Raw genomic sequence first — 22,624 nt, forward strand, 5'->3', positions numbered from 1 at the left:
ATACATAATTAATGGTGAAAACAAAAGGAGTGTTTCAAAATGTCTTTTCCGAAGCTTGCAAAAATAAGACAACAATTCCCTGCCGAAAGTATTGAAAATATTCCTGCTGTCATGACGGAACAATTTCAGCAAATTAACGCCGATGAAAAAATTAAATCAGGTATGGAAATTGCGATTACTGTTGGCAGCCGCGGGATTGCCAATATTCCTTTAATCGTCAGAAGTGTCGCTGATGAAATCAAAAAACGAGGCGCCACCCCGTTTATCATTCCGGCAATGGGAAGCCACGGGGGTGCTACAGCAGAAGGTCAAATCGAAGTGTTGGAAGGATTAGGAGTGACAGAGGAATCGACAGGCTGTGAAATCCGTTCTTCAATGGATGTAGTCGAAATTGGCCAAACGTCAGACGGCATTCCGGTGTATCTTGACAAGCATGCCCACAATGCCGATGGAATCATCATCATGGGCCGCGTTAAACCACATACTGATTTTAAAAAAGAAATTGAGAGCGGTTTACTGAAAATGGCATCAATTGGAATTGGGAAGCATAAGCAGGCACTCGCCCTGCACACATACGGCATTAAGGGAATCCGCGATATGATGCCTGATGTGGGTAAGGTTGTATTTAAGCAGCCAAATACATTATTCGGAATCGCCATTGTTGAGAACGCGCATGAAGAAACGGCGATCATTGAAGCGATCGAGAATGACCGGATTGAGGAACGTGAAAAAGAGTTGCTGGCTGAAGCTTTTAAGATGATGCCAAGCCTGCCAGTAGACAAGATTGATATTTTAGTGGTTGATGAAATCGGTAAAAATTACAGCGGTACCGGTATGGATACAAATATTATCGGCCGTATCCGGGTATTGGGAGTAGAAGAACCAGGAAACCCGGATATTAAATATGTCATCGCATCGAATTTAAGCGAAGCCTCCCACGGCAATGCGCTCGGAATAGGTCTTGCTGACCTTACAACCCAGCGCCTGTTTGAAAAAATTGATTTTAAAGCGATGAATGAGAATGTCGTGACAAGTACGTTCTTAGACCGGGCCAAGATTCCAATCGTCCTTGATAACGATCAAGAGGCACTAAAAGCAGCTTTACGTGCCACTTGGGGCGTCGCACCGGAAGAAGCAAGAATCGTTAGAATCCCAAACACCCTCCACATCGGAGACCTATACGTTTCGGAAGTTATATTTAACGAACTTATGGATAAAGAAAACATCGAAGTACTAGAGGACCTGCAAGAAATGAAATTCGGGGAAGATGGTTACTTCTTGCCGATGAAGCATGAGTGATGCATTGGTGGTGCATTACCTAAAATTAGACGAATAAGTGGGTTTTGGAGCCTATTGGCGACATTTCTCTTAGTAAAAACAACAAAAGTGTTTCCAATAGAGCCTATTGGCGACATTTCTCTTAGCAAAAATAACAAAAGTGTTTCCAATAGAGCCTATTGGCGACATTTCCCTTAGCAAAAATAACAAAAGTGTTTCCAATAGAGCCTATTGGCGACATTTCCCTTAGCAAAAATAACAAAAGTGTTTCCAATAGAGCCTATTGGCGACATTTCTCTTTGCAAGAACTACTAAAGTGTTTCCAATAAAGCCTATTGGCGACATTTCTCTTTGCAAGAACTACTAAAGTGTTTCCAATAAAGCCTATTGGCGACATTTCTCTTTGCAAGAACTACTAAAGTGTTTCCAAAAGAGCCTATTGGCGACATTTCTCTTTGCAAGAACTACTAAAGTGTTTCCAATAAAGCCTATTGGAACGGGGGCTGGGTTTAGGTCAATAGAGCAGGGGGCCACTACCCGAAAAAGTCCGCAGCAGATTGATTCAAGGTAAAAACAAAGCTTGGGAGAGAAGCCCAAGCTTTGTTTCTTTTTTTGTAAAGGGAATTGTTTTTAGATTCGCCGATAAATTTGCTCTTTTCGCCAATAAAATCAAAATATCGCCGATAAAAGGTCTTGATTCGGCGATAAATACAAAAAATTCGCCGATATAATCATATAATCCACTTTTTTCAATATAGAAAAAGCAATAAATTTGCGTTACTTATACACTTGCTGATCAGCCTGCCGTTTTATAAAAAAGAGTGTTTTCTTTCCCTTCATATTGACCGCTGTGATTCCCGCGGCGACGAGGATAAGTGCACCGACGGTATTAAGTGATAAATGTTCCCCAGGAAGAAATATAGCTGATAAAATGGTTCCAGCAACAGGTACAACAAACTTATAAAGCGAAACTTCGCCGGCCTTATTGTACTTTAGCAACGAGGTCCACAAAGCAAAGGCTGCCGCAGATAAAAAGACTGCGTATAGAAGCAGCGCCCATGCCGTGGGTGTGAACGTCATGGCGTTAGGCTTGAGGTTTGGTGTCCCGACCAAAAGCATCAGCAGTGAACCGACAAACATTTGCCAGCCGGTCAATGCAAACGGGTGAATGTCACGCGACAGTTTTTTAGACAAAAAGGTCCCGAAAGCACCAGCTAACCCCGAAAGCAGCATAAAGCCTTCACCCATAAAGGAGAAAGACAGTGAGGCATCCTGTCCCCAGTTTGCCAGCACAATTCCCCCAAAGCCTGTAATGAGACCAAAGATTTTCCGACCATCCAGGCGATCATTTGAGTAAACAAAATGCGCTAGAAAAACAACGAAAAACACTCCGCTCGAATTGAGAATCGCCGCTTTCATTCCCGATGTATGAGCTAATCCATTATAAAAGAAGAAATATGACAAACTCGTTGATAAAAGCCCTAAACTTATAATGGCAGGCCATTGCTGCCAGCGGACTTTAAGTGCTTTTCGGTCAACGAAGAATACGATCAAAAGCAGCAATAATGCCGACATCATGAAACGCATGCCAGCAAAAACAATCTTAGCTGTTAAATCATCCCCCGCCATGCCAAGCTCCTCATAACTAAGCTTCAAAACAGGAAACGCACTTCCCCATAACACAGAGCAAAAAACAGCAATCAAAATAACCCAAAACCTACCTGTGAAAAAATGCACAAAAGCAGCTCTATTATCCAAAATATCCAACCCCAAATCCCTATAATAGCTCTAACAAACCATTATACACGATGATGATGGATAGGGACGGTTCTTCTGCCTCAAAAATGAAAAAGATGATGCACTAGTTCCGTCCCCATGCTTCCCTATTAGAGGGAATGTTCATAAATGGGATATAATAGTAGTTATCATTCTACAGAACGGAGGGAGTCCAATTGAAAGAGACGATCTTAAATACGCTGAAGAAAATTGAGGAAGATTTTAACGTTAAAATTTTGTATGCTTGTGAATCCGGCAGCAGGGCTTGGGGTTTTCCTTCTAAGGATAGTGATTATGATGTCCGGTTTATTTATGTTCATCAACAAGAGGATTATTTAACCATCGACCCAATAGGTATCGGAAAAAAGCGGGATGTAATTGAGCTGCCAATAAACGATTTGCTGGATGTTACCGGTTGGGAACTGACCAAAGCATTACGGTTATTTCGGAAATCGAATCCACCTTTAATGGAGTGGATTTGTTCAGGGATTGTCTATTATCAGGCCTTTTCCACCATCGAAAAAATGAGGGAGCTCAGCAGCTCGATTTTTGCCCCGCATTCATGTCTATATCACTACCTAAACATGGCCGCTAATAATTTTCGAGAATATTTACAAGGCGATCAGGTGAAGATCAAGAAATATTTTTACGTGTTAAGACCTGTACTGGCAGCCCAGTGGATCGAAAGGTTCAATGAATTCCCGCCATTAGAATTTCCATCCTTGGTAGAGGAAATGGTACAGGAGGGAGAATTGAAGGAAGAAATTGAAACCTTATTAAAAAGAAAAATGGCTGGTGATGAACTGGAATTAGAACCGCGCATCGATGTCCTAAACAACTTCCTAAATAAAGAAATCATCCGGCTTCAAGAATTCACAAAAACCCTAAAAATATCGAACCCAAACTTTACACCAAGGCTTGATGAACTATTTAGGGAAACCCTTGAAGAGGTTTGGAGTTTGTGAAGCAGGGGGACGGTTCTTGTGCTTCAAATGTGAAAAAAAGAAGGGACACAAGAACCGACCCCATGTCCCTGCAAGAACCGACCCCATGTCTCATCAAATAAGTAGATATTGTGACAACGGCAGTGATTGTGGCTTGCAAGGAGGAAAAAAGGTACAATGGTGTAAAAAGGACAAGAAGGGAGTGTGGTTAGATGAAGTTAAGACTTGTTTTGGCAGCTTTATTTACTGTGGTTGTGCTGGCTGCTTGCGGCGGTACAAGCAAGGAAGAGAGCAAGCCTGCAGCGGACAAGGAAACAAGCAACGTTAAAGAATTAGTACAGGACTACAGTGCTGGAAATAAAAAAGCGCAAAATGCATCGATTACGTCCCATCAGCTCGTTGTGACGGCCAGCAATGGCAGTGAAACTTCGTATGACCTGCCAAATAATGAATTTTTTGTATCGATTGCCCCTTTTATCGAGGAAACCCATCCTTGAACGAACCATAGCTTGACAGGTTGTCAAGGAGAATTAGCAAATAAAGAGTTTAAATTATACATCGAAGACAAGGAAGGCAATGTCATTCGGGATGAAAAGGTCAAAGCTCCGTCTAACGGCTTTATCGATTTATGGCTGCCGCGAGACAAATCATATCAAGTCAAGATTGAGTATGATGGAAAAAAAGCCGAGTCAGACATCTCTACTTTTAAAGATGACCCAACGTGCATTACCACCATGCAATTGATGTAATTCAAGAGAAATAGTAGAAAAAGGCAAGGGGACCATCCTCTTGCCTTTTTTTGAGTAAAAAAAACGGCTCACCCGCCTCCTCGAAGCTCTTATCAAAGAGCTGAATGAAGCAAGAGAACCGTCCCCGTGGATCATTAATAAATGACAACCGGGTCGTAGGTGCTGAGGGTGTTGTATACCAAACTCATGACGTTGGATGGTGTGTTGACGCAGCCGCCTGAGCCTGCTGTTAGGTAGGCGCTGCTTGACCAGTTGGTCCTCCAGCTGGCGTCATGGAATCCTTGGCCGCTGTTGGTGAATGGGGCCCAGTAATTTACCTTGACGGCGTAATCGCCCTTACCTACAGCGGAGCCTCTAAGTGTGTACTGCTGACGCTTATAAAGGATATACCAGACACCCCTTGATGTGTCTTCTCCGGTAATATGTTTGCCGGTTACTACATTCGTTGTAAGGGCTAACTTACCATTTTTGTAAATCCAAATCCGCTGTTCGGAAATGGACACTTCCGCATAGGTGTTGCCAATGCCATTATTGGAAGTTGTTTTGTACCCGATGCCCTCATTACTCCAGCCATGGCCGTAAATATTAGAAGCGGAAACCGATTTTTCCCCGTTTTCAAAAGCGCCTTGAAGCAGCGTTGCTTCTTTATCCACATCTATTGCCCAGCCGTAGCCCTGACCTTTAACAGAAATGACTCTTCCGGAATGGGTTTTAAAGGTGAAATTTTTATCTAAGGTTGACTGAGCATCATTAATTTCAGCAATTTTTTCCTTAATCCCGCTAGGGTCAACGGTAACCTCCATTTTCTTGGAAACCGAGGCATTTTGAATTAATTCATTGGCTTTTAATGAGTAAACTTTATTCTGAACCTTATATTCAATCGTCTGCTGCAGCAGTTCTTGCAGCTTCTCTTTTTCCTTTTTGACAATCGAACTGTCTTCTTTAATCGGCTGTAAATATACAGCTTTCAGATGGATGTCGCTTTTATATTCCTGCTTTTCGTAATCTTTCATCAGGCTCGCGACATCATACTGTTCCCCGTTCTCGCTTTTAGTGATAATAATTTCGCCCTTCTTCAGCTTCGCCTTAGCATCTACGGGCGCTTTAAGATCTTTATTCATCGATAAGAGCTTTTTCTCGACAAGCTTTTTCATTGTTTGGCTGCGATATTGGTCCGCCTCTTCAGGGATCAGCCAGTAATTTTTTGCTTTAAATGAAGGAAAAAATGACCACTGGTTTTTGAGTAATTTCTTCACTTCAGGTAAATCTTTATCCGAAAATCCCATTTGCGTATCTTCTTCATCTAGAATAAGCTGGTCACCGACATACACTCGGTTTTTTAATTCGGACGTTTTTAATTTTTTTATCGCCTGGTCAGCAGTCAAGCCGCCTACGTTTGTGTCATTAATGGTAATCTTGGAATTGAATCGGGATGCCTGATAATACTCTACACCGCCAATGAGAAGTGCTAGAATGATAACACCAGCAGTAATAAACTTCCCATTTTTGGATCGCTTTTTTGAGCTTCTCCGCTGATTTATGTCAAATTCTTCAACTGTTTCTTTTTCTGCGTTTTTCATAAAAAATTTCCCCCTGCCTAGGTAAAAATTCCAGAAACATTAACCTAGTGTTTTTGTACCAAAACTATTCACTAGTTTACCTTATTATTCGTAATATATCACTATCATTTTACTAGATTTTACAATAATTTTGTAACAAATTTAATAAAAATGAAATTTAATAGTTTAAATACGTAAATTTAGAAAGATAAAAAAGGATATTAACCTGGAGTCCTAAAAATGGGTGACTATTTATAAAATGTTCAGTATAATTCAAATAAAAAAGGCAATTAGGACGGTGAGAATAAGTGAAAAAAATAACAGTTGAAAACTTAGTTCGGCGGTTTTCATTGAAAGTTGTAGCTGGTGAAAACCAACTACAGAAAGTGATAACGCAATCACGGGTCCATCGTCCGGGCTTAGAATTTGTTGGTCATTTTGATTTTTTTCCGACAGAGCGAGTTCAAATTTTAGGAAAAAAGGAAATTACCTATTTAAATAAAATAAGTGAAGAGGAACGGAAAATACGAATAGGAAATATTGTCCAATATCACCCGCCATGTTTCATTCTAACAGCCGGTGAAGACCTTACCTATTTAACACACCATTGCAATGAACAGGGGATTCCTCTGTTAATGACCAAACAGCCTGAGACAACTTCAGATTTTATCACAAGATTGGATGCGTATTTAATGAAGGAATTAGCACCGGAAATAGCGGTGCATGGTGTTTGTGTAAATGTGTCTGGCATTGGAATCTTACTTCGCGGTAATTCGGGAGTAGGAAAAAGCGAGACGGCGCACACATTAATCCGCCGTGGACACCGGCTGGTTGCCGATGATATTGTTGTACTGAAGAAGCTGAGCCCGCAGACGATTCTTGGAACTCATGATGAGAAAACTAAGGAATTCCTGGCCCTTCGCAGCATTGGACTGTTGAATGTTGTCCGCATTTACGGCCGCAGGGCATTTCAGGATGAATCCCGAATTGCGCTTGATATTCATTTGACGAAATGGCAGAAGGACGATTTGAACAATGAATTGGACCAGAAACCTCAATATATAGAATATATGGGTGTAAAAGTCCCATCTCTCGAAATCCAGCTCCAGCCCGGCCGAGATGTCGCCGGCCTAATCGAAGCGGCAGCCAATAACTGGTATCTACGCCAACAAGGATACAGCGCAGCAGAAGAGTTTATGAGCCGGATTGAAGCGGATATTTCGGGTTCAAGCAATCAATAAAAAAAATGGTGCCTGACACCCGATCTAATTTGGTGTCAGGCACCATTTTTTGTTCAAAAGACTGATGAAATATTGGTAATGGGCTATTATCGGAAAAGGCGGTAAAATCAAGTGATGTGCGGGTGTAAATGATGAGGGGAGATAGGGGCTCTATTACATAAAAAGACCAGTATTAGATTGTTAGTAAACTTCTCTAATACTGGATAAACTGATAGAAAAGATCTGTTGTTGTTTATCGATCAGTGATAGGATTTGGTCGCGCAAATTAAGGGAATAAACACGCCCTTTAAAGGTTTGTATCATGCCATTTTTATCATAAACAATGGTAACAGGTTTACTCATAGCCAGCTTTTTTAAAAACATCAATATCCCTTCCTTTATGCTAAATGATTTACACAATGCTATTGTAAACTATACATATTAAGGAATTATGAAGTAGATGTTAAGGAAAGGTGTAATTGAGTAGACACTCGTTAAAGGGGGTCTAGTTGCTGTCTGAATGATTTTTTTGCAGCCAGAGATCAGTTAGAATCCGTCTAGTTGCTGTCTGAATGATTTTTTTGCAGCCAGAGATTAGTTAGAATCCGTCTAGTTGCTGTCTGAATGATTATTTTGCAGCCAGAGATCAGTTAGAATCCGTCTAGTTATTGTCTGAATGATTATTTTGCAATCAGAGATCAGTTAGAAGCAGTCTAGTTGCTGTCTGAATGATTATTTTGCAGCCAGAGATCAGTTAGAAGCAGTCTAGTTGCTGTCTGAATGATTATTTTGCAGTCAGAGATCAGGTAGAAGCCGTCTGTTACTGTCTGAATGTTTTTTTGCGGATTGAGATCAGTTAGAAACCGTTTAGTTGCTGTCTGAATGATTTTTTTGCAGCCAGAGATTAGTTAGAAGCCGTCTAGTTACTATCTAGGTCAATGATTGGATTTTTTTGAATGCATGAGTATATTAATATAAAGAATAGGTTTAATGAGGAGGTTTTTATGCAAAAAATAGTACCGCATTTATGGTATGACAAAGAAGCAAAAGAAGCCGCTTTGTTTTATATCAGTTTATTTGAGAACTCTAAACTATTAAATGAAACAGTCATTGAAAATACTCCTTCTGGGGATTCGGAATTGGTCAGTTTTGAATTAGCTGGGCTGGAATTCATGGCAATAAGTGCAGGTCCATACTTTAAATTTAATCCATCCATTTCCTTGATGGTAGCTTGTGAGTCTGTAGAAGAAGTGAATATCAAATGGAAAGCTTTAGTTGAAGGCGGTACTGAATTAATGCCATTGGGGGAATACCCCTTCAGTAAATGGTATGGATGGGTGCAGGATCGATTTGGTTTGTCGTGGCAGCTGATGCTCACAGACCAAACTGCCCAAAAAATTAAACCAAACTTTTTATTCTCAAGTGATGCTTGTGGAAAAGCTGAAGAAGCCATTGACTTTTACACAAATATATTTGAGGATTCAGAAATAGGATACATCAGCTATTATGGAGAAGGAGAAGCAGTATCAGCAAAGGCAAAAATAAATTATGCTGCTTTTAAACTTTGCGGAATGCACTTTTCAGCAATGGACAATGGATATGACGTAGATTTCAATTTCAATGAAGCATTTTCCCTAATTGTAAACTGTAAAGATCAAAAGGAGATTGATTACTTTTGGGATCAGCTTTCAGCTGTCCCTGAATCAGAACAATGCGGCTGGGTAAAGGACCAGTTCGGGCTTTCATGGCAGATTGTTCCTGATAACATGAACGAGATCATGTATAAAGGATCGAGAGAGGAAAACCTACGAGTAATGGAGGCGCTCTACAAGATGAAGAAAATTGATTTAGAAACTTTGGAAAAGGCACGATTAAAAAAATGAAAAAGTGGGTGATCATAAACTGCTGATATTAAAACGGTAAGATTGGTTTCTAGTTAAGGAGGATTTATTCATGCATTCAATTAAGAAGATTGGCCAGCGGTTTTGGTATATAACTCCAATTTCGGAGACGGATAGGCCGATTCTTGGAATGGTTGTTGGTGATCGGAAGACATTAATGATTGATGCCGGCAATTCAGAAAAACATGCCCATTATTTTCTAGAGGAGCTTTCAAAAAGGCAGGTTCCTAATCCTGATATCGTTGTCCTGACTCATTGGCACTGGGATCATATTTTTGGACTTGCAGCTTTAAGGGAGACAGTATCTATTTCTTCCGACAAAACCAGAAAGGAAATGGAGAAACTAATACCTCTTTCATGGTCAGATGAAGCAATAGATGCAAGAGTTAAAGAAGGAACAGAGATTGAATTTTGTGCGAAGGCGATTAAGAATGAATACATAGATCACAGAGATATTAAGATTGTCTTGCCTGATTTAACCTTTGAAAAACAAGTGGAAATAGACCTTGGAGGGATAACCTGTATCCTACAGCACGTAGGAGGGAATCACGCTGCTGACTCTGTGGTGGTTTATATTCAAGAAGAAAAGATTCTATTTTTAGGAGACTGCATTTATCCTGATATTTTTTCTGAAAAAGAAAACTATACAATCAATGAGACACTTTTGCTGTTAGATAAATTAGAAGCATTTGATGCAGAAACATACATCCTTTCGCATCAGAGGGCGATTTCCAAAGAAGAATTTAATCAGGAAGCTGCTATGCTTAGAACCATTGCAAAATATACAGATACTTATAGCGGTAATAAACAGGAAATAATTGATGAATATAAGAAATATGTTAATAGGGAACTTACAGAAGACGAGATTATAACAATCGACGACTTTGTGAATGGATATAAAGGATAAAATAATCGGGGCACCGCTATATAATCTATAGGGTGCCCTGACTTTTTAGGCAGACCATTTCCCACTTTGGAAATCCACGACCTCTCTCAGAGATCAAGCGAATTTTTGTATGGTTGTGCCCTCTAGAACAGCTTGATACTGCCAAAGTAAATGGTCGAATATCGTATCCCAGTTTTGTGTGAGGGCATAATCTCGAGCTTCCCTTCCGATTTGTTTTCTCAGGCTGTCATTGTTTATTAATTTGATGATGGCGTCTTTAAACTCTGCTGCATTTCCTGTTTCGCATAAAAAACCAGTTTCCCCATGTTTGATGATATTTTTAACGCCTCCGGAATTTGCCGTAATGGCGGGAGTTCCACTTGCTAAAGCTTCAATAACTACATTTCCAAAGGTTTCGGTAGGTGATGGAAAAACAAATACGTCAGATGCGGAATAAATTTCTGCTAATTCTGTTCCGGTTATGTATCCTGTAAAAATCATATTGGCAGAAGATTGAGCCTGCATTTCGTCCCTAAGAGGACCGTCCCCAACGATTAACCATTGAACTTGCTTACTGACCTCAGCTGGCAGCGCGTTTGCCACTGACATAAGAGTTTCGACATCTTTTTCTGGAGCCAGCCTGCCCACAAAGGTTAGAAGGTACTTCTTGGTTATGCTTCTTTTCTCGCGAACTGATTCTTGATCGTAATAAGGGTGAAAAAGCTCGCAATCTACTCCGTGCGGCCAAATTTCTAAATTAGCAAATCCATGGCGGGTGAGCTGCGTTAATGTTTCGTGAGAAGGAACAAAATTTTTTTTAAAAGGCTTATGAAACCATTTCATGTATTTCCATAGAATGCTTGAAAGGAATTGTAGGTCATAGAATTGTAAGTAATAATCAAAATCTGTGTGATAGGAGCCAACAAGCGGGATTGATAACTTTTTCGAAAGATAGATGCCGCAAAGTCCCATGTTAAAGGGAGTCGCAACGTGGATGATATCGGGAGAGAAGGCCTCTAATTCTGCTTTCATACGAAGAATGTTTGGTAAAGCAAGTCGGCACTCGGGATATAAGAAAAAGGACCAGCTTTTAAAGCGGCGGATATTGGTCGAGATGTATTCGTTTGAATCAGAATTCGGTGCAAAGACTTTATAGGAGATGTTTTGTTTCTCTAGATAATTGGTAAAGTGTTTAAGCGTTCTCGCCACTCCGTTGATATCCGGGTAAAAGGTATCCGTGAAAATAGCAATTTTCATCATTTTATCCTCCACATCAGATTAAAATTCCATTTTTTTAAATGAGATGCCAATTAAAATCTTCTAAACGTCTTTTCCTCTTTATTCTATTAGATGACACCTGAGTATCTTCTAAAGTTGCTGTTAAACATTTGTAAAGAATCTGTATGAGGTAATAGGGGCTTGAAGTTAATTCCTTTAAGAATTTCTAAAATGTTTGTAAAGTTACTGTATTATTTAAAAAATTAGTTTGTTTTTATGTTATAAAAGGAATATAGGGTTTCAGTTACCATGAAAAGGGGAGCCGACTATGACAAGAATTATCCATGTACTTTATGGTTTTGAGTGCCGCATCTTTCAGAAGATCAACCGCCACTTTGAGCGAGTGTGGCTGAATTTATTTTTCCGTACAGTTACACATTTAGGCGGTGCAGGATTTACTATTTCAGCCGCCGTCATTCTTTATCTTTTAGCATGGTCCAAGGAACAAAGGCTGCTGGCGATTGCGAGTGCCCTTGCTTTAGCTTCAAGTCATATACCGGTTCAAATTGTGAAAATGCTGTTCCCTAGGAAAAGGCCGTATTTAACCCTAGAAAAAACAATGATTCCGAAAAATCCATTAAAGGATCATTCTTTTCCATCGGGTCACACAACCGCCATCTTTTCCATTTTAACACCGTATATCTTTGCCGTACATCAGATCTCCTACCTCCTCATCCTGATTGGACTAAGTGTAGGAATATCAAGAATCTACCTTGGCCTGCACTATCCATCGGACGTCATAGCTGGTGCCCTCCTAGGTACAGGTGCCGGATGTCTAAGCTACTTTTTATTATTTGTTTGAATGGAACGTGGGTGATGGTTGGTGTCAGGTACCAACTATCACCCATTTCATAACAAAAAAGCACACCCAGTGATCAATCAGCGGGTGTGCTTTTTTAAGCTAGTCCTCATTTTATGGATCTTTTGCCTTAACCAACGAAATAAATGTTTGACCTCAAAAATGTTAGGTTATTAAAAGTAATGTAAAACATTTTAAGGAGGTTAATTATTTCATGTCACACGAACAATATCAATCAATTATTGAAGAACTGCATGAATGTATGGCAGCATGTAACCACTGTTACGATGCTTGCTTAAAAGAGGAAAATATGAACATGATGGCGGAATGTATTCGCCTAGATAGAGAATGTGCCGATATTTGTGCTTATTTGGAACAGGCGATTGTCAGAGGAACGCCATTTATTTCTGAATTAAGCCAAGTATGTGCAACCATTTGTGAAAGATGCGGAAACGAGTGCCAAAAACATGAACATGATCATTGTAAAAAATGTGCGGAAGCATGCTTTAAATGTGCAGAAGCTTGCCAAAAGCTAACGGCCTAATTTTAGAATTAACAAGATTTAATACAGGCAGCACCCTACAAATTAAAGCAAGCCCTGCTGTGATCTTTCTACAATATTAGGTGGAGAAGTTGTATATCGAAAATAGTTTCAAAGTAAGACTGTTGGTTGCTTCAGCAGTCTTTTTCTTATGTACTTTAGGCAATTAAAGTTAATAAAGGAAAAATAAGTTGGAAAAAATAGGAGGTGAATGTAAATATAAGGTGAATTTTATGGTTAAGCAATATATGATCTTATTAGGATGTTTATTATCCCATTTACTCCTTTACAAATTGTAAAAGGTGAATTAGGTGGAGGACTTAGTGAAGGTAAGGATATCTCCAACTTATAATAGTGATAAATAGGAAGTTAGGTAATCGTGGTTTTAAACTAGAAATATTGGAGTATAAACATGTGTCCCAAAAATGGTTGGATCACAATTTTTGTTTATAAATTTAGACTTATTTACAGGAGAAAAAGATGAAAATTTATGTAGATGCAGATGCTTGTCCAGTAAAAGATATTATTATTTCTGAAGCCGTAAGTGTGGAAATCCCGGTCATTTTGGTGACGAGTTTTTCTCATTTTTCGAATGCGAATCAGCCTCCAGGGGTGGAGACTATTTACGTGGATTCAGGAGCAGATGCTGCGGATTACCGGATCATGAAGTTAGCAGCGTCAGATGATATGATTGTGACCCATGATTACGGACTGGCATCGCTAGGATTGGCAAAAGGATGTTTAGTGCTTCACCATAAAGGATTTACCTATACAAATGAAAACATAGACCAATTATTACAAACGCGTTATTTAAGTGCAATGGCCAGAAAAAGCGGCAAGCGGACGAAGGGACCAAAGCCTTTTACGCAGGAAGATCGAGAGCAATTTAGACAGCTTTTTAAAGAAGCAATTTCTCGATCCACATAATGCTAATGTTAAAAGTATAATATTTAATATTTCTGCTGGATTGATTATATTTTTCAAGACAGTTTTAATTATCAATAGCAGTAATAACACAAGTTAATGAGGATGTCATCTAGTTACCCGAACGAGATAAAAAATGGTACTTACGCGCAAGTAGAAGGCATCTAGTTACCCGAGCGGGATGAAAAATGGTAAATTCGCGTAAGTAGAAGCCATTGGAAACACTTAGGTTGTAATTTTCTAGAGTTGTGTCGCCAATAGCCGCCATTGGAGATAAAGTCCATATAATTGTGTAAAAAGAAAGAGTCATTTTATTCACTCTTGGCAACACTGTTTTCAACCACGATAAACAATGAAAAGAGGAATAAAAATGACTCACTTACAGTTTAACCTAGATATGGACCTTTTAAAAGAATCCGTCATCAATTCTAACCTAGATATGGTGATTAAATCAGCGCTTGTCTTAGTTCTTAATGAATTTATGGAAAAAGAAAGGGACGATTATTTACAGGTGGCTGCCTATGAACGATCTGCGGAGCGTCGGGACTACCGAAACGGATACTATGAACGTGAATTGATTCTAGGTATTGGCAAGTTAAAGCTGAAGGTACCCAGGACCCGAAATGGCGAATTTTCTACTTCGGTCTTTGAAAAGTATGAGCGTTGTGATCAAGCTCTAGTTCTCTCCATGCTTGAAATGGTTATTAACGGCGTTTCGACCCGGAGGGTCACTCACATTGTCGAGCAGCTCTGTGGGGAAAATATCTCAAAGTCGTTTGTATCGTCGCTTACCCAAAAGCTTGACCCCATTATTAACGAATGGTCCAAGCGACCTTTAAATGTCATGTATTATCCTTATGTTTTTGCGGATGCCATGTATATAAAGGTCCGGGAACACAACCGGGTTGTCTCAAAAGCCGTGTACATCGCTACTGCCATTACTGAGAAGAATAGGCGGGAAATCCTTGGACTTAGTGTGGATCATGCGGAAGATTTCGAGAGCTGGAGCCGTTTCTTCCAATCCCTTAAGTCTCGTGGACTTCAATCTCCCAAACTGGTCATCTCAGATGCCCATCAAGGGCTTCAAAAGGCGATACAGCGTGATTTTATCGGTACTACATGGCAAAGATGCACGGTACATTTTAAACGCAATATTATAGAAAAGCTGCCCAAAAAGGACTCGGGAGAAATACGTATGATGATCAAACGTGTCTTTGAAGCTGTTACGATGGAGGATATTCGCAGATTCAAGAATGAATTAATGAACCAGTTTGTTGATGAATCCAAATACGCCAAAGCCCTGGAAACTTTAGATGTAGGCTTTGAAGACGCGGTTCAATACCTGAACTTCCCTGAGAAACTGCACCCCCACATTCGTAGTACAAATTCACTCGAACGCTTAAACCAGGAAGTACGCAGAAGGGAAAAAGTAATCCGTATCTTTCCTAATACCCAATCTGCCTTTCGACTGGTAGGTGCCGTTCTAATGCAATATCAGGAGGCCTACTCCATGAGGAAGACATTACTTAATAACTAATTTTGCTTTATTTTTCGACTCCACTTCCATCATGGGATGATCACATATCCGGGAAGGGCTGTCAAAGTGAAAAGCCTTTGACAGCCCTTCCCGGATATGTAGAAGAAAAACCATGGAAGTTTCGTCAAAAAAAATGAAAGGGTATGGATAGAGAATATAAAGGAAATAAGTTGAAAACAATTGCCTTTGATTTTACACAAAAATCAGGACTTGACTCCATTGGAAACACTTTGGTTGTAATTTTCTAGAGTATTGTCACCAATAGCCGCCATTGGAAACACTTTGGTTGTAATTTTCTAGAGTTGTGTCGCCAATAGCCGTCATTGGAAACACTTTGGTTGTAATTTTCTAGAGTATTGTCGGCAATAGCCGCCGTTGGAAACACATTAGTTGTAATTTTCTAGAGTATTGTCGGCAATAGCCGCCATTAGAAACACTTTGGTTGTAATTTTCTAGAGTTGTGTCGCCAATAGCCGTCATTGGAAACACATTGGTTGTAATTTTCTAGAGTATTGTCGGCAATAGCCGCCGTTGGAAACACATTGGTTGTAATTTTCTAGAGTATTGTCGGCAATAGCCGCCATTAGAAACACTTTGGTTGTAATTTTCTAGAGTATTGTCGCCAATAGCCGCATTGGAACCACTTATGTTTTTTTCTAATGGTTTTGTTGCCAATACTTCATTGTAAGCAATTAGAGTAATTCTTCTCCCGCCAATACTCTGTCTTTTTGGATTTACCTTAAAATTAAGTTGAATATTTTAAATATTCGTAATAATAATTGACTTCTCCATATATTACAAGCTATGATAAAAAAAGTTATTAGTAAGGCAGCTGAATAATTGAGATGGAGGGGAAGGGAATTGAAAAGACTTAGTATTTTGTTTACCGTGGTTTTAGTTTTAAGCATGTTGTCGGGTACTACATTTGCTTCAAATTCGAAGGAAAAGGCAGAACAGGCTGATACTGTATATATAAATGGCAATATTTATACAGTTGATAAAAAGTTCTCCAAAGCAAAAGCGATGGCAATTAAAGGGCAAAAACTTGTCTATGTAGGGAATAAAGGGCAGGCCAAGAAATACATAGGTCCAAGCACGAAGGTAATTGATTTGAAAGGAAAAACTGTCATTCCAGGATTAAATGATGGCCATTTGCATTTTCCTAGAATAGGCATAAATTTACTTAAAATTGACGGCTTTAATAAACCAAAGGAAGAGATCTTGAATTTGGTGAAAGAAGAAGCTAATCGATTAAAGCCAGGGGAGTGGATTTTAGGATTTGGCTGGAACCATGAGCTTTGGGCGGATAAGAAATTTCCAACCAAAGAAGAGCTTGACGCTGTTGCACCTGATAATCCCGTCGTGCTCACCAGAGTCGATGCACACTCTATTTGGGTAAACTCGAAAGCATTAGCAATTGGTGGAATATCGAAAGAAACACTCGACCCTCAAGGTGGTGAAATCATACGAGATACAAATGGTGAACCAACCGGCGTTTTGATTGATACTGCTGGTACACCAGTTACATCAAAGATTCCACCTTACAGTACGGAACGTATAGAGGAAGGGTTATTAAAAGCTCAGCAAGAACTATTTAAAAACGGGATTACAAGTGCAACAGATGCAGGTACACATCTAAGTTATATAAATGACATGAAAAACTTATATAAGCAAGGAGATTTAAAAGTTCGATTAAATGTAATGGTAGCCAATGGCGAAGGTGGAGCAACAGGTGAAAGCCTTGAACACTATTACAAACACGGCCCCGAAATCGGTTTATTCGGTGACCGTTTAACAGTTAGGTCCCTTAAACTTGTAGGTGATGGTTCTCTAGGTTCCCGAAGTGCGGCACTTTTGGAGGATTATAGTGATCGACCAGGACATAAAGGGAATTATAGATTTACAGACGAAGAGTTATATAGACTTGTTAAGGAAGCACGTAAATATGGCTGGCAGGTGGCTACCCATGCGATTGGGGATGGTGCAATTGAACAGGTTCTTAAAACGTACGAGAGAGTATTGAAGGAAGAGCCGCTGAAGGATCACCGCTGGAGAATCGAACATTTCCAAGTTGCTAACGCAAGTGAAATACAACGTATAGCAGCGCTTGGCGCCATTCCTTCTATGCAGCCAGTCCATGCAACCTCAGATAAAAATATGGCAGAGGATCGAGTTGGACCGGAAAGAATTAAATATTCCTACGCATGGCGAAAGGTTATTGATGCTGGATCACATATTATTGGTGGTTCAGATGCTCCAGTTGAGTTAGTCAATCCATTTCATGGCTTATATGCTGCTGTTACACGTATGGACCGTGAAGGGAATCCTGTCGGAGGCTGGTATCCAGAAGAGAGTATGACCAGAGAGGAAGCTCTTAAAGCCTTTACAAGCTGGGCGGCAGAAGGAAGTTTTGAAGAGAAAATCAAAGGCTCGTTGGAGGCCGGAAAATTAGCTGACTTTATAGTAGTTGATAGAGATCTAATGAGATGTCCAGAAGACGAATTGAAAGACATTCAAGTACTCTCTACAGTATTAGGTGGAGAAGTGGTATATCAAAAATAGCTTCAAACAAAGACTGTTGACTGCATCAGCAGTCTTTTTCCAATTTATTTTAGGCAATTAAAGTTGATAAAGGAAAAATGAGTTGGGAAAAAATACGGAGTAAATGTAAACACTTAAGTAGTTTATTCCACGGGATTTGTCGCCAATAGCGCCCATTGGAAACACTTAAGTTGTTTATTCTAAGAATTTTGTCGCCAATAGCGGTTATTGGAAACACTTTGATTGTATTTTTTAAGAGTTATGTCGCCAATAGCCGCCATTGGAAACACTTAAGTTGTTTATTCCAAGAGTTATGTCGCCAATAGCTATCATTGGAAGCACTAGAGTGAAAGTGTCAGAGAATGGAAGAGGCAGATAAGTGAGACTGAATGGGCGTGTTATACAAAATGTCATGATAAAATGCGTGGCATTTGCGAAAAAAAAACGAGGCCATGGCAAGCCTCGTTTTTCTATATATAAATTGGGAAGTTTTTTAAGAAAATGTTAGTTTAACCTCTATTTTTTAAGTAATAATTTTTCAAGATCATCGAGCATGATGTTAGCTGCCAGAACGCCACCGGCAGTGTTCCAAGTTGCGTCACTTACTTCATAGGCATTGCCGCTTTTTACAGCCTTTAAATTTTTCCAAAGAGGATCATTTGTCCACTCTTTTGCTGTATTCAACGCTTCTTTGTCGCCATTTGGAGCATAGGTGAAGTAGAAGAGGTAGTCTCCATCCATTTTAGGAATGACCTCTTTTCCGACCTCTATTGCAAGATTGCCCAGCTTATTTTCTGGTGTAAATAGTTCTTCCTGCTGTGCAGCACGTTTAAACCCAAGTTGATTGAAAATAACACCGGAAAATGAATCTGTGTAATAAATACGAGATTTCCCTGCCATGAAACGGACAACAGAAACTTCTTTATTTACATTGTCACCAAGTTTTGCCTTTACATCCTCTACCTTTTTATCATATGCGGCTAATACTTCATTTCCTTTTTCTTTAAGATTTAATGCTTTCGAATATAATTTAAAGTTTTCTTTCCAATCTCCTCTTAATGTTTCAGAAAATACGGTAGGAGCGATTGCACTAAGCTGCTTGTATACTGACTCTTGACGCAACTTGTTTCCAATAATTAAATCTGGTTTCAGCGCTGCAATTTTCTCTACATTTACCTCACTCTCGACGCCAACTACTTCAACGCCATCCATATCGTCTTTAATATGATCATACCAAGGGTCACCTAGCCAAGATTGAACGGCGCCCACTGGTTTAATTCCTAATGACAATAATGCTTCTGTACCTTCGTTTATAAGGATAACAATCCTTTTTGGAGTGCCCTTAATAGTAGTAGATCCCATCGCATGTTCAATAGTATAGGATTTTTCATCAGTATTTTTTGGATCCTGAAGTTCTGAAGCTTTTTCTTTCGTCCCGCCGCATGCCGCTAATAAAAAAATTGCCATAACGGAGAGAAGAGTCATCAATATTTTTACAGATTTCATTGTGTATGTATCCCCCTTAATTAATCGCAAATGATAATCATTTTCATTTACTAATGTAATGATAAAATGAGCGCTATTAACCTGTCAATAGTTTAATTGAAAATAATTATCAATTTCAATTACTGTTTTCTGAAAATTTTATGTTATAATTGAAAATGATTCTCAAAGTCATTAGCGTTTATTATCAATGAGAGAATGGATTCATATTTGAAAAATAGAGGTTAGAAAGGTAAGAACGATGCTGTTAAAAAGTACTTCTTTAAAATGGCTTGGATTATTAATCGCTGTACTGCTGATGTTACTTTTTATGTGTGCCAGTGTGATATTTGGCTATACAGACACAAATTGGCAAACGGCCATTGATGCCTTCAAAAATAATAATGGATCGAATGAACATCTTATTATTCAAACCGTTAGACTTCCAAGAGCCCTCATTGCTTCAGCTGTCGGGGCAAGCCTATCAATAGCTGGAGTCCTTATGCAGACATTAACGAAAAATCCTTTAGCAGAGCCAGGGATTTTTGGAATTAATGCTGGAGCGGGATTTGCGGTAGTTGCCGCAATCACTATATTTTCTCTTAATAGTTTGCAAGGATTTAGTGCTCTTGCTTTTCTAGGGGCAGCAGTAGCAGCCATTGCTGTATATGCCATTGGATCATTTGGTCGAGAAGGCTTAACACCGATGAAGTTAACCTTAGCAGGGGCAGCAATAGCAGCTATGTTTTCCTCCTTTACACAGGGCTTGCTTGTTCTGGATGAAGCACTACTTGATCAAGTTTTGTTTTGGCTTGCAGGGTCAGTGCAAGGGCGGAAACTTGAGACACTTATATCAGTTCTACCCTTCATAGGTGTCGGCTTGGTCGGTTCCTTTATGATTGCAGGTAAAATGAATGTTCTTGCAATGGGTGAAGATGTAGCGAAAGGACTGGGGTTAAATACCGTTCTAATAAAAATAACCATTGGTATTCTGGTCATCTTATTAGCGGGTGGTTCCGTTGCTGTTGCAGGACCAATTGGCTTTGTAGGGATTGTTATTCCTCACATCACCAGATCACTTGTGGGGATTGACCATCGCTGGGTTATTCCTTATTCTGGCGTATTAGGTGCGATATTACTATTAATAGCAGATATTACTGCCAGATATCTCTTGATGCCGTCTGAGGTTCCTATTGGGGTCATGACGGCGATTATTGGAACCCCGTTTTTTATCTTTATTGCAAGAAGGGGGTTCAATGGACGATGAGAAAGTATAAAAATTTTCGACCATTTAAAGGCAGATTGTCCTTATTAATCGACCGAAAAGCTGCATTCGTTATCTTGTTTCTCATGATCGCTGCATTTGCCGTTTTCATCTTAAGTACTGGATTAGGAGAATTAAAAATTAACCCACTTACTGTGGTTAAGGTCTTATTCGGTGCAGGTCTAGAAATGGAAACACTCGTCATTACATCATTCCGATTGCCAAGAATTATCGTTGCTTTGATGGTTGGTATTTCTTTAGCTGTTGCCGGCGGTATTTTACAGGGAATGATTCGAAATCCGCTTGCATCCCCTGATGTACTGGGGATTACTGGAGGAGCGGCTGCATCCGTTGTAGGATTTTTAGCTCTGTTCAGTGATAAAAATCATTCGCTGACAGTCAGTATTGCATGGCTCCCTCTAGCTGCTTTTATAGGAGCTGCATTTGTTGCTTTTTTAGTATATTTTCTGGCATGGAAGAATGGTGTTTCACCAATCAGGCTTGTTTTGATTGGAATTGGGATCTCTGCATTAATGCATGCTTTGACGACTCTTTTGATGGTAATGGGTCCTATTTATCAGGCGAGTCAAGCAAATATTTGGATTACAGGGACAGTATACGGTTCTGATTGGAAAAACGTTGCTATCCTTGTCCCATGGTCAGTTATTTTCCTTCTTATTGCCATGACTACTTCAAGAATGATCAATATTCAAGAGCTTGGGGAAGAGGTTGCAACGGGTTTAGGAGGAAAAGTTCAAAAGCAGCGATTTTTCTTATTAATGATCAGTACAGCTCTAATAGGAGGGGCAGTTGCTTTTGCAGGTGGCATTGGCTTTGTAGGACTGATGGCACCACATATGGCAAGACGGATGGTAGGTTCTTCTTTTGGCGCACTCCTTCCTACATCAGCTTTACTTGGTGGAATCCTTGTCATGCTGGCTGATTTAATCGGCAGGACAATGTTTTCTCCATTAGAGGTCCCAGCAGGGGTGTTTACAGCAGGAATTGGAGCCCCATATTTTATCTACTTACTTTTTAAATCAAGAAACGCATAAACTGTTATTCCCTAAAGTTCGGAAGATTTATGGCGCTGTATAAGAAAAGGAGCTGGCAGTGATGATGAATGCGATTGAAACGAAAAATTTATCTATTACATATGGTGAAACACTCATCATTAATGAATTGGATTTACAAATTCCAAAAGGAGAAATTACGGTTTTTATTGGTGCGAATGGCTGTGGAAAATCGACTCTCCTGAGATCAATCGCCCGTCTGCTTAAGCCGAAGTCCGGTTCTGTTTTATTAGAAGGAAAGGCAATAGCCAAGCTATCAACGAAGGAAGTTGCGAAAAGAATGGCTATTCTGCCGCAATCTCCTTCTGCTCCGGAAGGACTGACAATCCTACAGCTCGTCAAACAAGGTCGTTATCCACATCAATCTTGGTTAAAGCAATGGACAGAAGAAGATGAGAAAAAGGTGAACGACGCTTTAATTGCGACGCGCCTTGAACATTTGAAAGAGAGAACAGTCGATTCTCTTTCAGGCGGACAACGCCAGCGGGCCTGGATTGCGATGACATTAGCTCAGGATACAGAGATTATTCTTTTAGATGAACCGACCACCTACTTGGATATGACCCATCAAATTGAAATTCTCGATTTACTTTTTGAATTAAATGAAAAGAAGAATAGAACTGTAGTGATGGTGCTTCATGATCTTAACCTGGCATGCCGGTATGCCCATAATATAGTCGCCATAAAGGACCAAACGGTTTTTGCAAATGGTAAGCCGGAAGATGTGATGAATAGAGATTTTGTTAAAGATGTTTTTGGGATGGACTGTGAAGTGAAAGTGGATCCGTTATTTGGTACTCCCCTTTGCATTCCATATGGAAGAGGAAGATATATCCTAAAGAAGGCGGCAGCGTTCAATGGTTAAGGTACTG

The 22,624-nt window shown here is 39.7% G+C and carries 19 protein-coding genes; 14 read left to right on the plus strand and 5 right to left on the minus strand.

Annotated features, from left to right (window positions below):
* Positions 1–39 precede the first annotated feature (39 nt).
* The gene (locus A6749_RS16385) at positions 40–1,299 is read left to right on the plus strand and encodes a nickel pincer cofactor-dependent isomerase, group 22 (RefSeq protein ID WP_066391828.1); all 1,260 of its coding nucleotides are present in this window, start codon (positions 40–42) and stop codon (positions 1,297–1,299) included.
* Positions 1,300–2,055: 756 nt separating this feature from the next.
* Here A6749_RS16385 and A6749_RS16390 read toward each other — a convergent pair.
* The gene (locus tag A6749_RS16390) at positions 2,056–3,036 is read right to left on the minus strand and encodes a DMT family transporter (protein WP_236719684.1); all 981 of its coding nucleotides are present in this window, start codon (positions 3,034–3,036) and stop codon (positions 2,056–2,058) included.
* Positions 3,037–3,230: 194 nt separating this feature from the next.
* On the opposite strand from A6749_RS16390, the gene A6749_RS16395 reads away from it, so the two are divergent.
* Both A6749_RS16395 and A6749_RS28745 read left to right on the plus strand, forming a co-directional pair.
* Positions 3,231–4,019: a nucleotidyltransferase domain-containing protein gene (locus A6749_RS16395; RefSeq protein WP_066391830.1), complete on the plus strand. Its 789-nt coding sequence runs from the start codon at positions 3,231–3,233 to the stop codon at positions 4,017–4,019.
* A gap of 191 nt (positions 4,020–4,210) precedes the next feature.
* Positions 4,211–4,747, plus strand: coding sequence for a CueP family metal-binding protein (locus A6749_RS28745; protein WP_174842908.1), 537 nt, complete (start codon positions 4,211–4,213; stop codon positions 4,745–4,747).
* A 134-nt stretch (positions 4,748–4,881) separates the two neighbouring features.
* Here the strand turns inward: A6749_RS28745 and A6749_RS16410 are convergent, their stop codons facing one another.
* On the minus strand, positions 4,882–6,327 hold the full coding sequence (locus tag A6749_RS16410) for a L,D-transpeptidase family protein (protein WP_066391843.1): 1,446 nt from the start codon (positions 6,325–6,327) through the stop codon (positions 4,882–4,884).
* Between the two features lie 287 nt (positions 6,328–6,614).
* Between A6749_RS16410 and hprK the strand changes: the two genes are divergently transcribed.
* Positions 6,615–7,547 (plus strand): HPr(Ser) kinase/phosphatase, encoded by a 933-nt coding sequence (hprK, locus tag A6749_RS16415; RefSeq protein ID WP_066391852.1) that lies wholly within the window; start codon positions 6,615–6,617, stop codon positions 7,545–7,547.
* 180 nt (positions 7,548–7,727) lie between these two features.
* On the opposite strand, the gene A6749_RS16420 is transcribed toward hprK, so the two are convergent.
* Positions 7,728–7,910 (minus strand): YolD-like family protein, encoded by a 183-nt coding sequence (locus A6749_RS16420; protein ID WP_066391861.1) that lies wholly within the window; start codon positions 7,908–7,910, stop codon positions 7,728–7,730.
* A 620-nt stretch (positions 7,911–8,530) separates the two neighbouring features.
* Between A6749_RS16420 and A6749_RS16425 the strand changes: the two genes are divergently transcribed.
* Both A6749_RS16425 and A6749_RS16430 read left to right on the plus strand, forming a co-directional pair.
* Complete coding sequence (locus A6749_RS16425) at positions 8,531–9,409, plus strand: VOC family protein (protein WP_066391869.1); 879 nt, start codon at positions 8,531–8,533, stop codon at positions 9,407–9,409.
* 70 nt (positions 9,410–9,479) lie between these two features.
* Complete coding sequence (locus tag A6749_RS16430; protein WP_066391881.1) at positions 9,480–10,334, plus strand: MBL fold metallo-hydrolase; 855 nt, start codon at positions 9,480–9,482, stop codon at positions 10,332–10,334.
* Between the two features lie 93 nt (positions 10,335–10,427).
* Here A6749_RS16430 and A6749_RS16435 read toward each other — a convergent pair whose 3' ends face one another.
* Positions 10,428–11,570: a glycosyltransferase family 4 protein gene (locus A6749_RS16435; RefSeq protein WP_066391890.1), complete on the minus strand. Its 1,143-nt coding sequence runs from the start codon at positions 11,568–11,570 to the stop codon at positions 10,428–10,430.
* A 289-nt stretch (positions 11,571–11,859) separates the two neighbouring features.
* On the opposite strand from A6749_RS16435, the gene A6749_RS16440 reads away from it, so the two are divergent.
* The 5 genes from A6749_RS16440 to A6749_RS16465 all read left to right on the plus strand — a co-directional run bounded on the left by A6749_RS16440 (position 11,860) and on the right by A6749_RS16465 (position 17,954).
* A complete protein-coding gene (locus A6749_RS16440; protein ID WP_066391892.1) occupies positions 11,860–12,393 on the plus strand; it encodes a phosphatase PAP2 family protein in 534 nt (177 codons plus the stop codon).
* Positions 12,394–12,604: 211 nt separating this feature from the next.
* On the plus strand, positions 12,605–12,934 hold the full coding sequence (locus tag A6749_RS16445) for a four-helix bundle copper-binding protein (protein WP_066391899.1): 330 nt from the start codon (positions 12,605–12,607) through the stop codon (positions 12,932–12,934).
* Between the two features lie 477 nt (positions 12,935–13,411).
* On the plus strand, positions 13,412–13,858 hold the full coding sequence (locus A6749_RS16450) for a YaiI/YqxD family protein (RefSeq protein WP_066391912.1): 447 nt from the start codon (positions 13,412–13,414) through the stop codon (positions 13,856–13,858).
* A 367-nt stretch (positions 13,859–14,225) separates the two neighbouring features.
* Complete coding sequence (locus A6749_RS16455) at positions 14,226–15,392, plus strand: IS256 family transposase (RefSeq protein WP_066391921.1); 1,167 nt, start codon at positions 14,226–14,228, stop codon at positions 15,390–15,392.
* An 861-nt stretch (positions 15,393–16,253) separates the two neighbouring features.
* Positions 16,254–17,954: an amidohydrolase gene (locus A6749_RS16465; RefSeq protein ID WP_236719685.1), complete on the plus strand. Its 1,701-nt coding sequence runs from the start codon at positions 16,254–16,256 to the stop codon at positions 17,952–17,954.
* A gap of 495 nt (positions 17,955–18,449) precedes the next feature.
* Here the strand turns inward: A6749_RS16465 and A6749_RS16470 are convergent, their stop codons facing one another.
* Positions 18,450–19,439: an ABC transporter substrate-binding protein gene (locus A6749_RS16470; protein WP_066391942.1), complete on the minus strand. Its 990-nt coding sequence runs from the start codon at positions 19,437–19,439 to the stop codon at positions 18,450–18,452.
* Positions 19,440–19,677: 238 nt separating this feature from the next.
* Here A6749_RS16470 and A6749_RS16475 point away from each other — a divergent pair, with 238 nt between their 5' ends.
* The 3 genes from A6749_RS16475 to A6749_RS16485 all read left to right on the plus strand — a co-directional run bounded on the left by A6749_RS16475 (position 19,678) and on the right by A6749_RS16485 (position 22,617).
* On the plus strand, positions 19,678–20,682 hold the full coding sequence (locus A6749_RS16475; protein WP_066391947.1) for a FecCD family ABC transporter permease: 1,005 nt from the start codon (positions 19,678–19,680) through the stop codon (positions 20,680–20,682).
* Positions 20,679–21,734 carry a FecCD family ABC transporter permease gene (locus A6749_RS16480; RefSeq protein WP_066391955.1) on the plus strand — a complete coding sequence of 352 codons (1,056 nt, stop codon included), beginning with the start codon at positions 20,679–20,681 and terminating at the stop codon, positions 21,732–21,734. The genes A6749_RS16475 and A6749_RS16480 overlap by 4 nt, the downstream gene beginning before the upstream one ends.
* 64 nt (positions 21,735–21,798) lie before the next feature.
* On the plus strand, positions 21,799–22,617 hold the full coding sequence (locus A6749_RS16485; protein ID WP_066401016.1) for an ABC transporter ATP-binding protein: 819 nt from the start codon (positions 21,799–21,801) through the stop codon (positions 22,615–22,617).
* Positions 22,618–22,624: the final 7 nt, after the last annotated feature.

The organism is Neobacillus mesonae, assembly GCF_001636315.1.
GTDB lineage: Bacteria > Bacillota > Bacilli > Bacillales > Cytobacillaceae > Neobacillus > Neobacillus mesonae.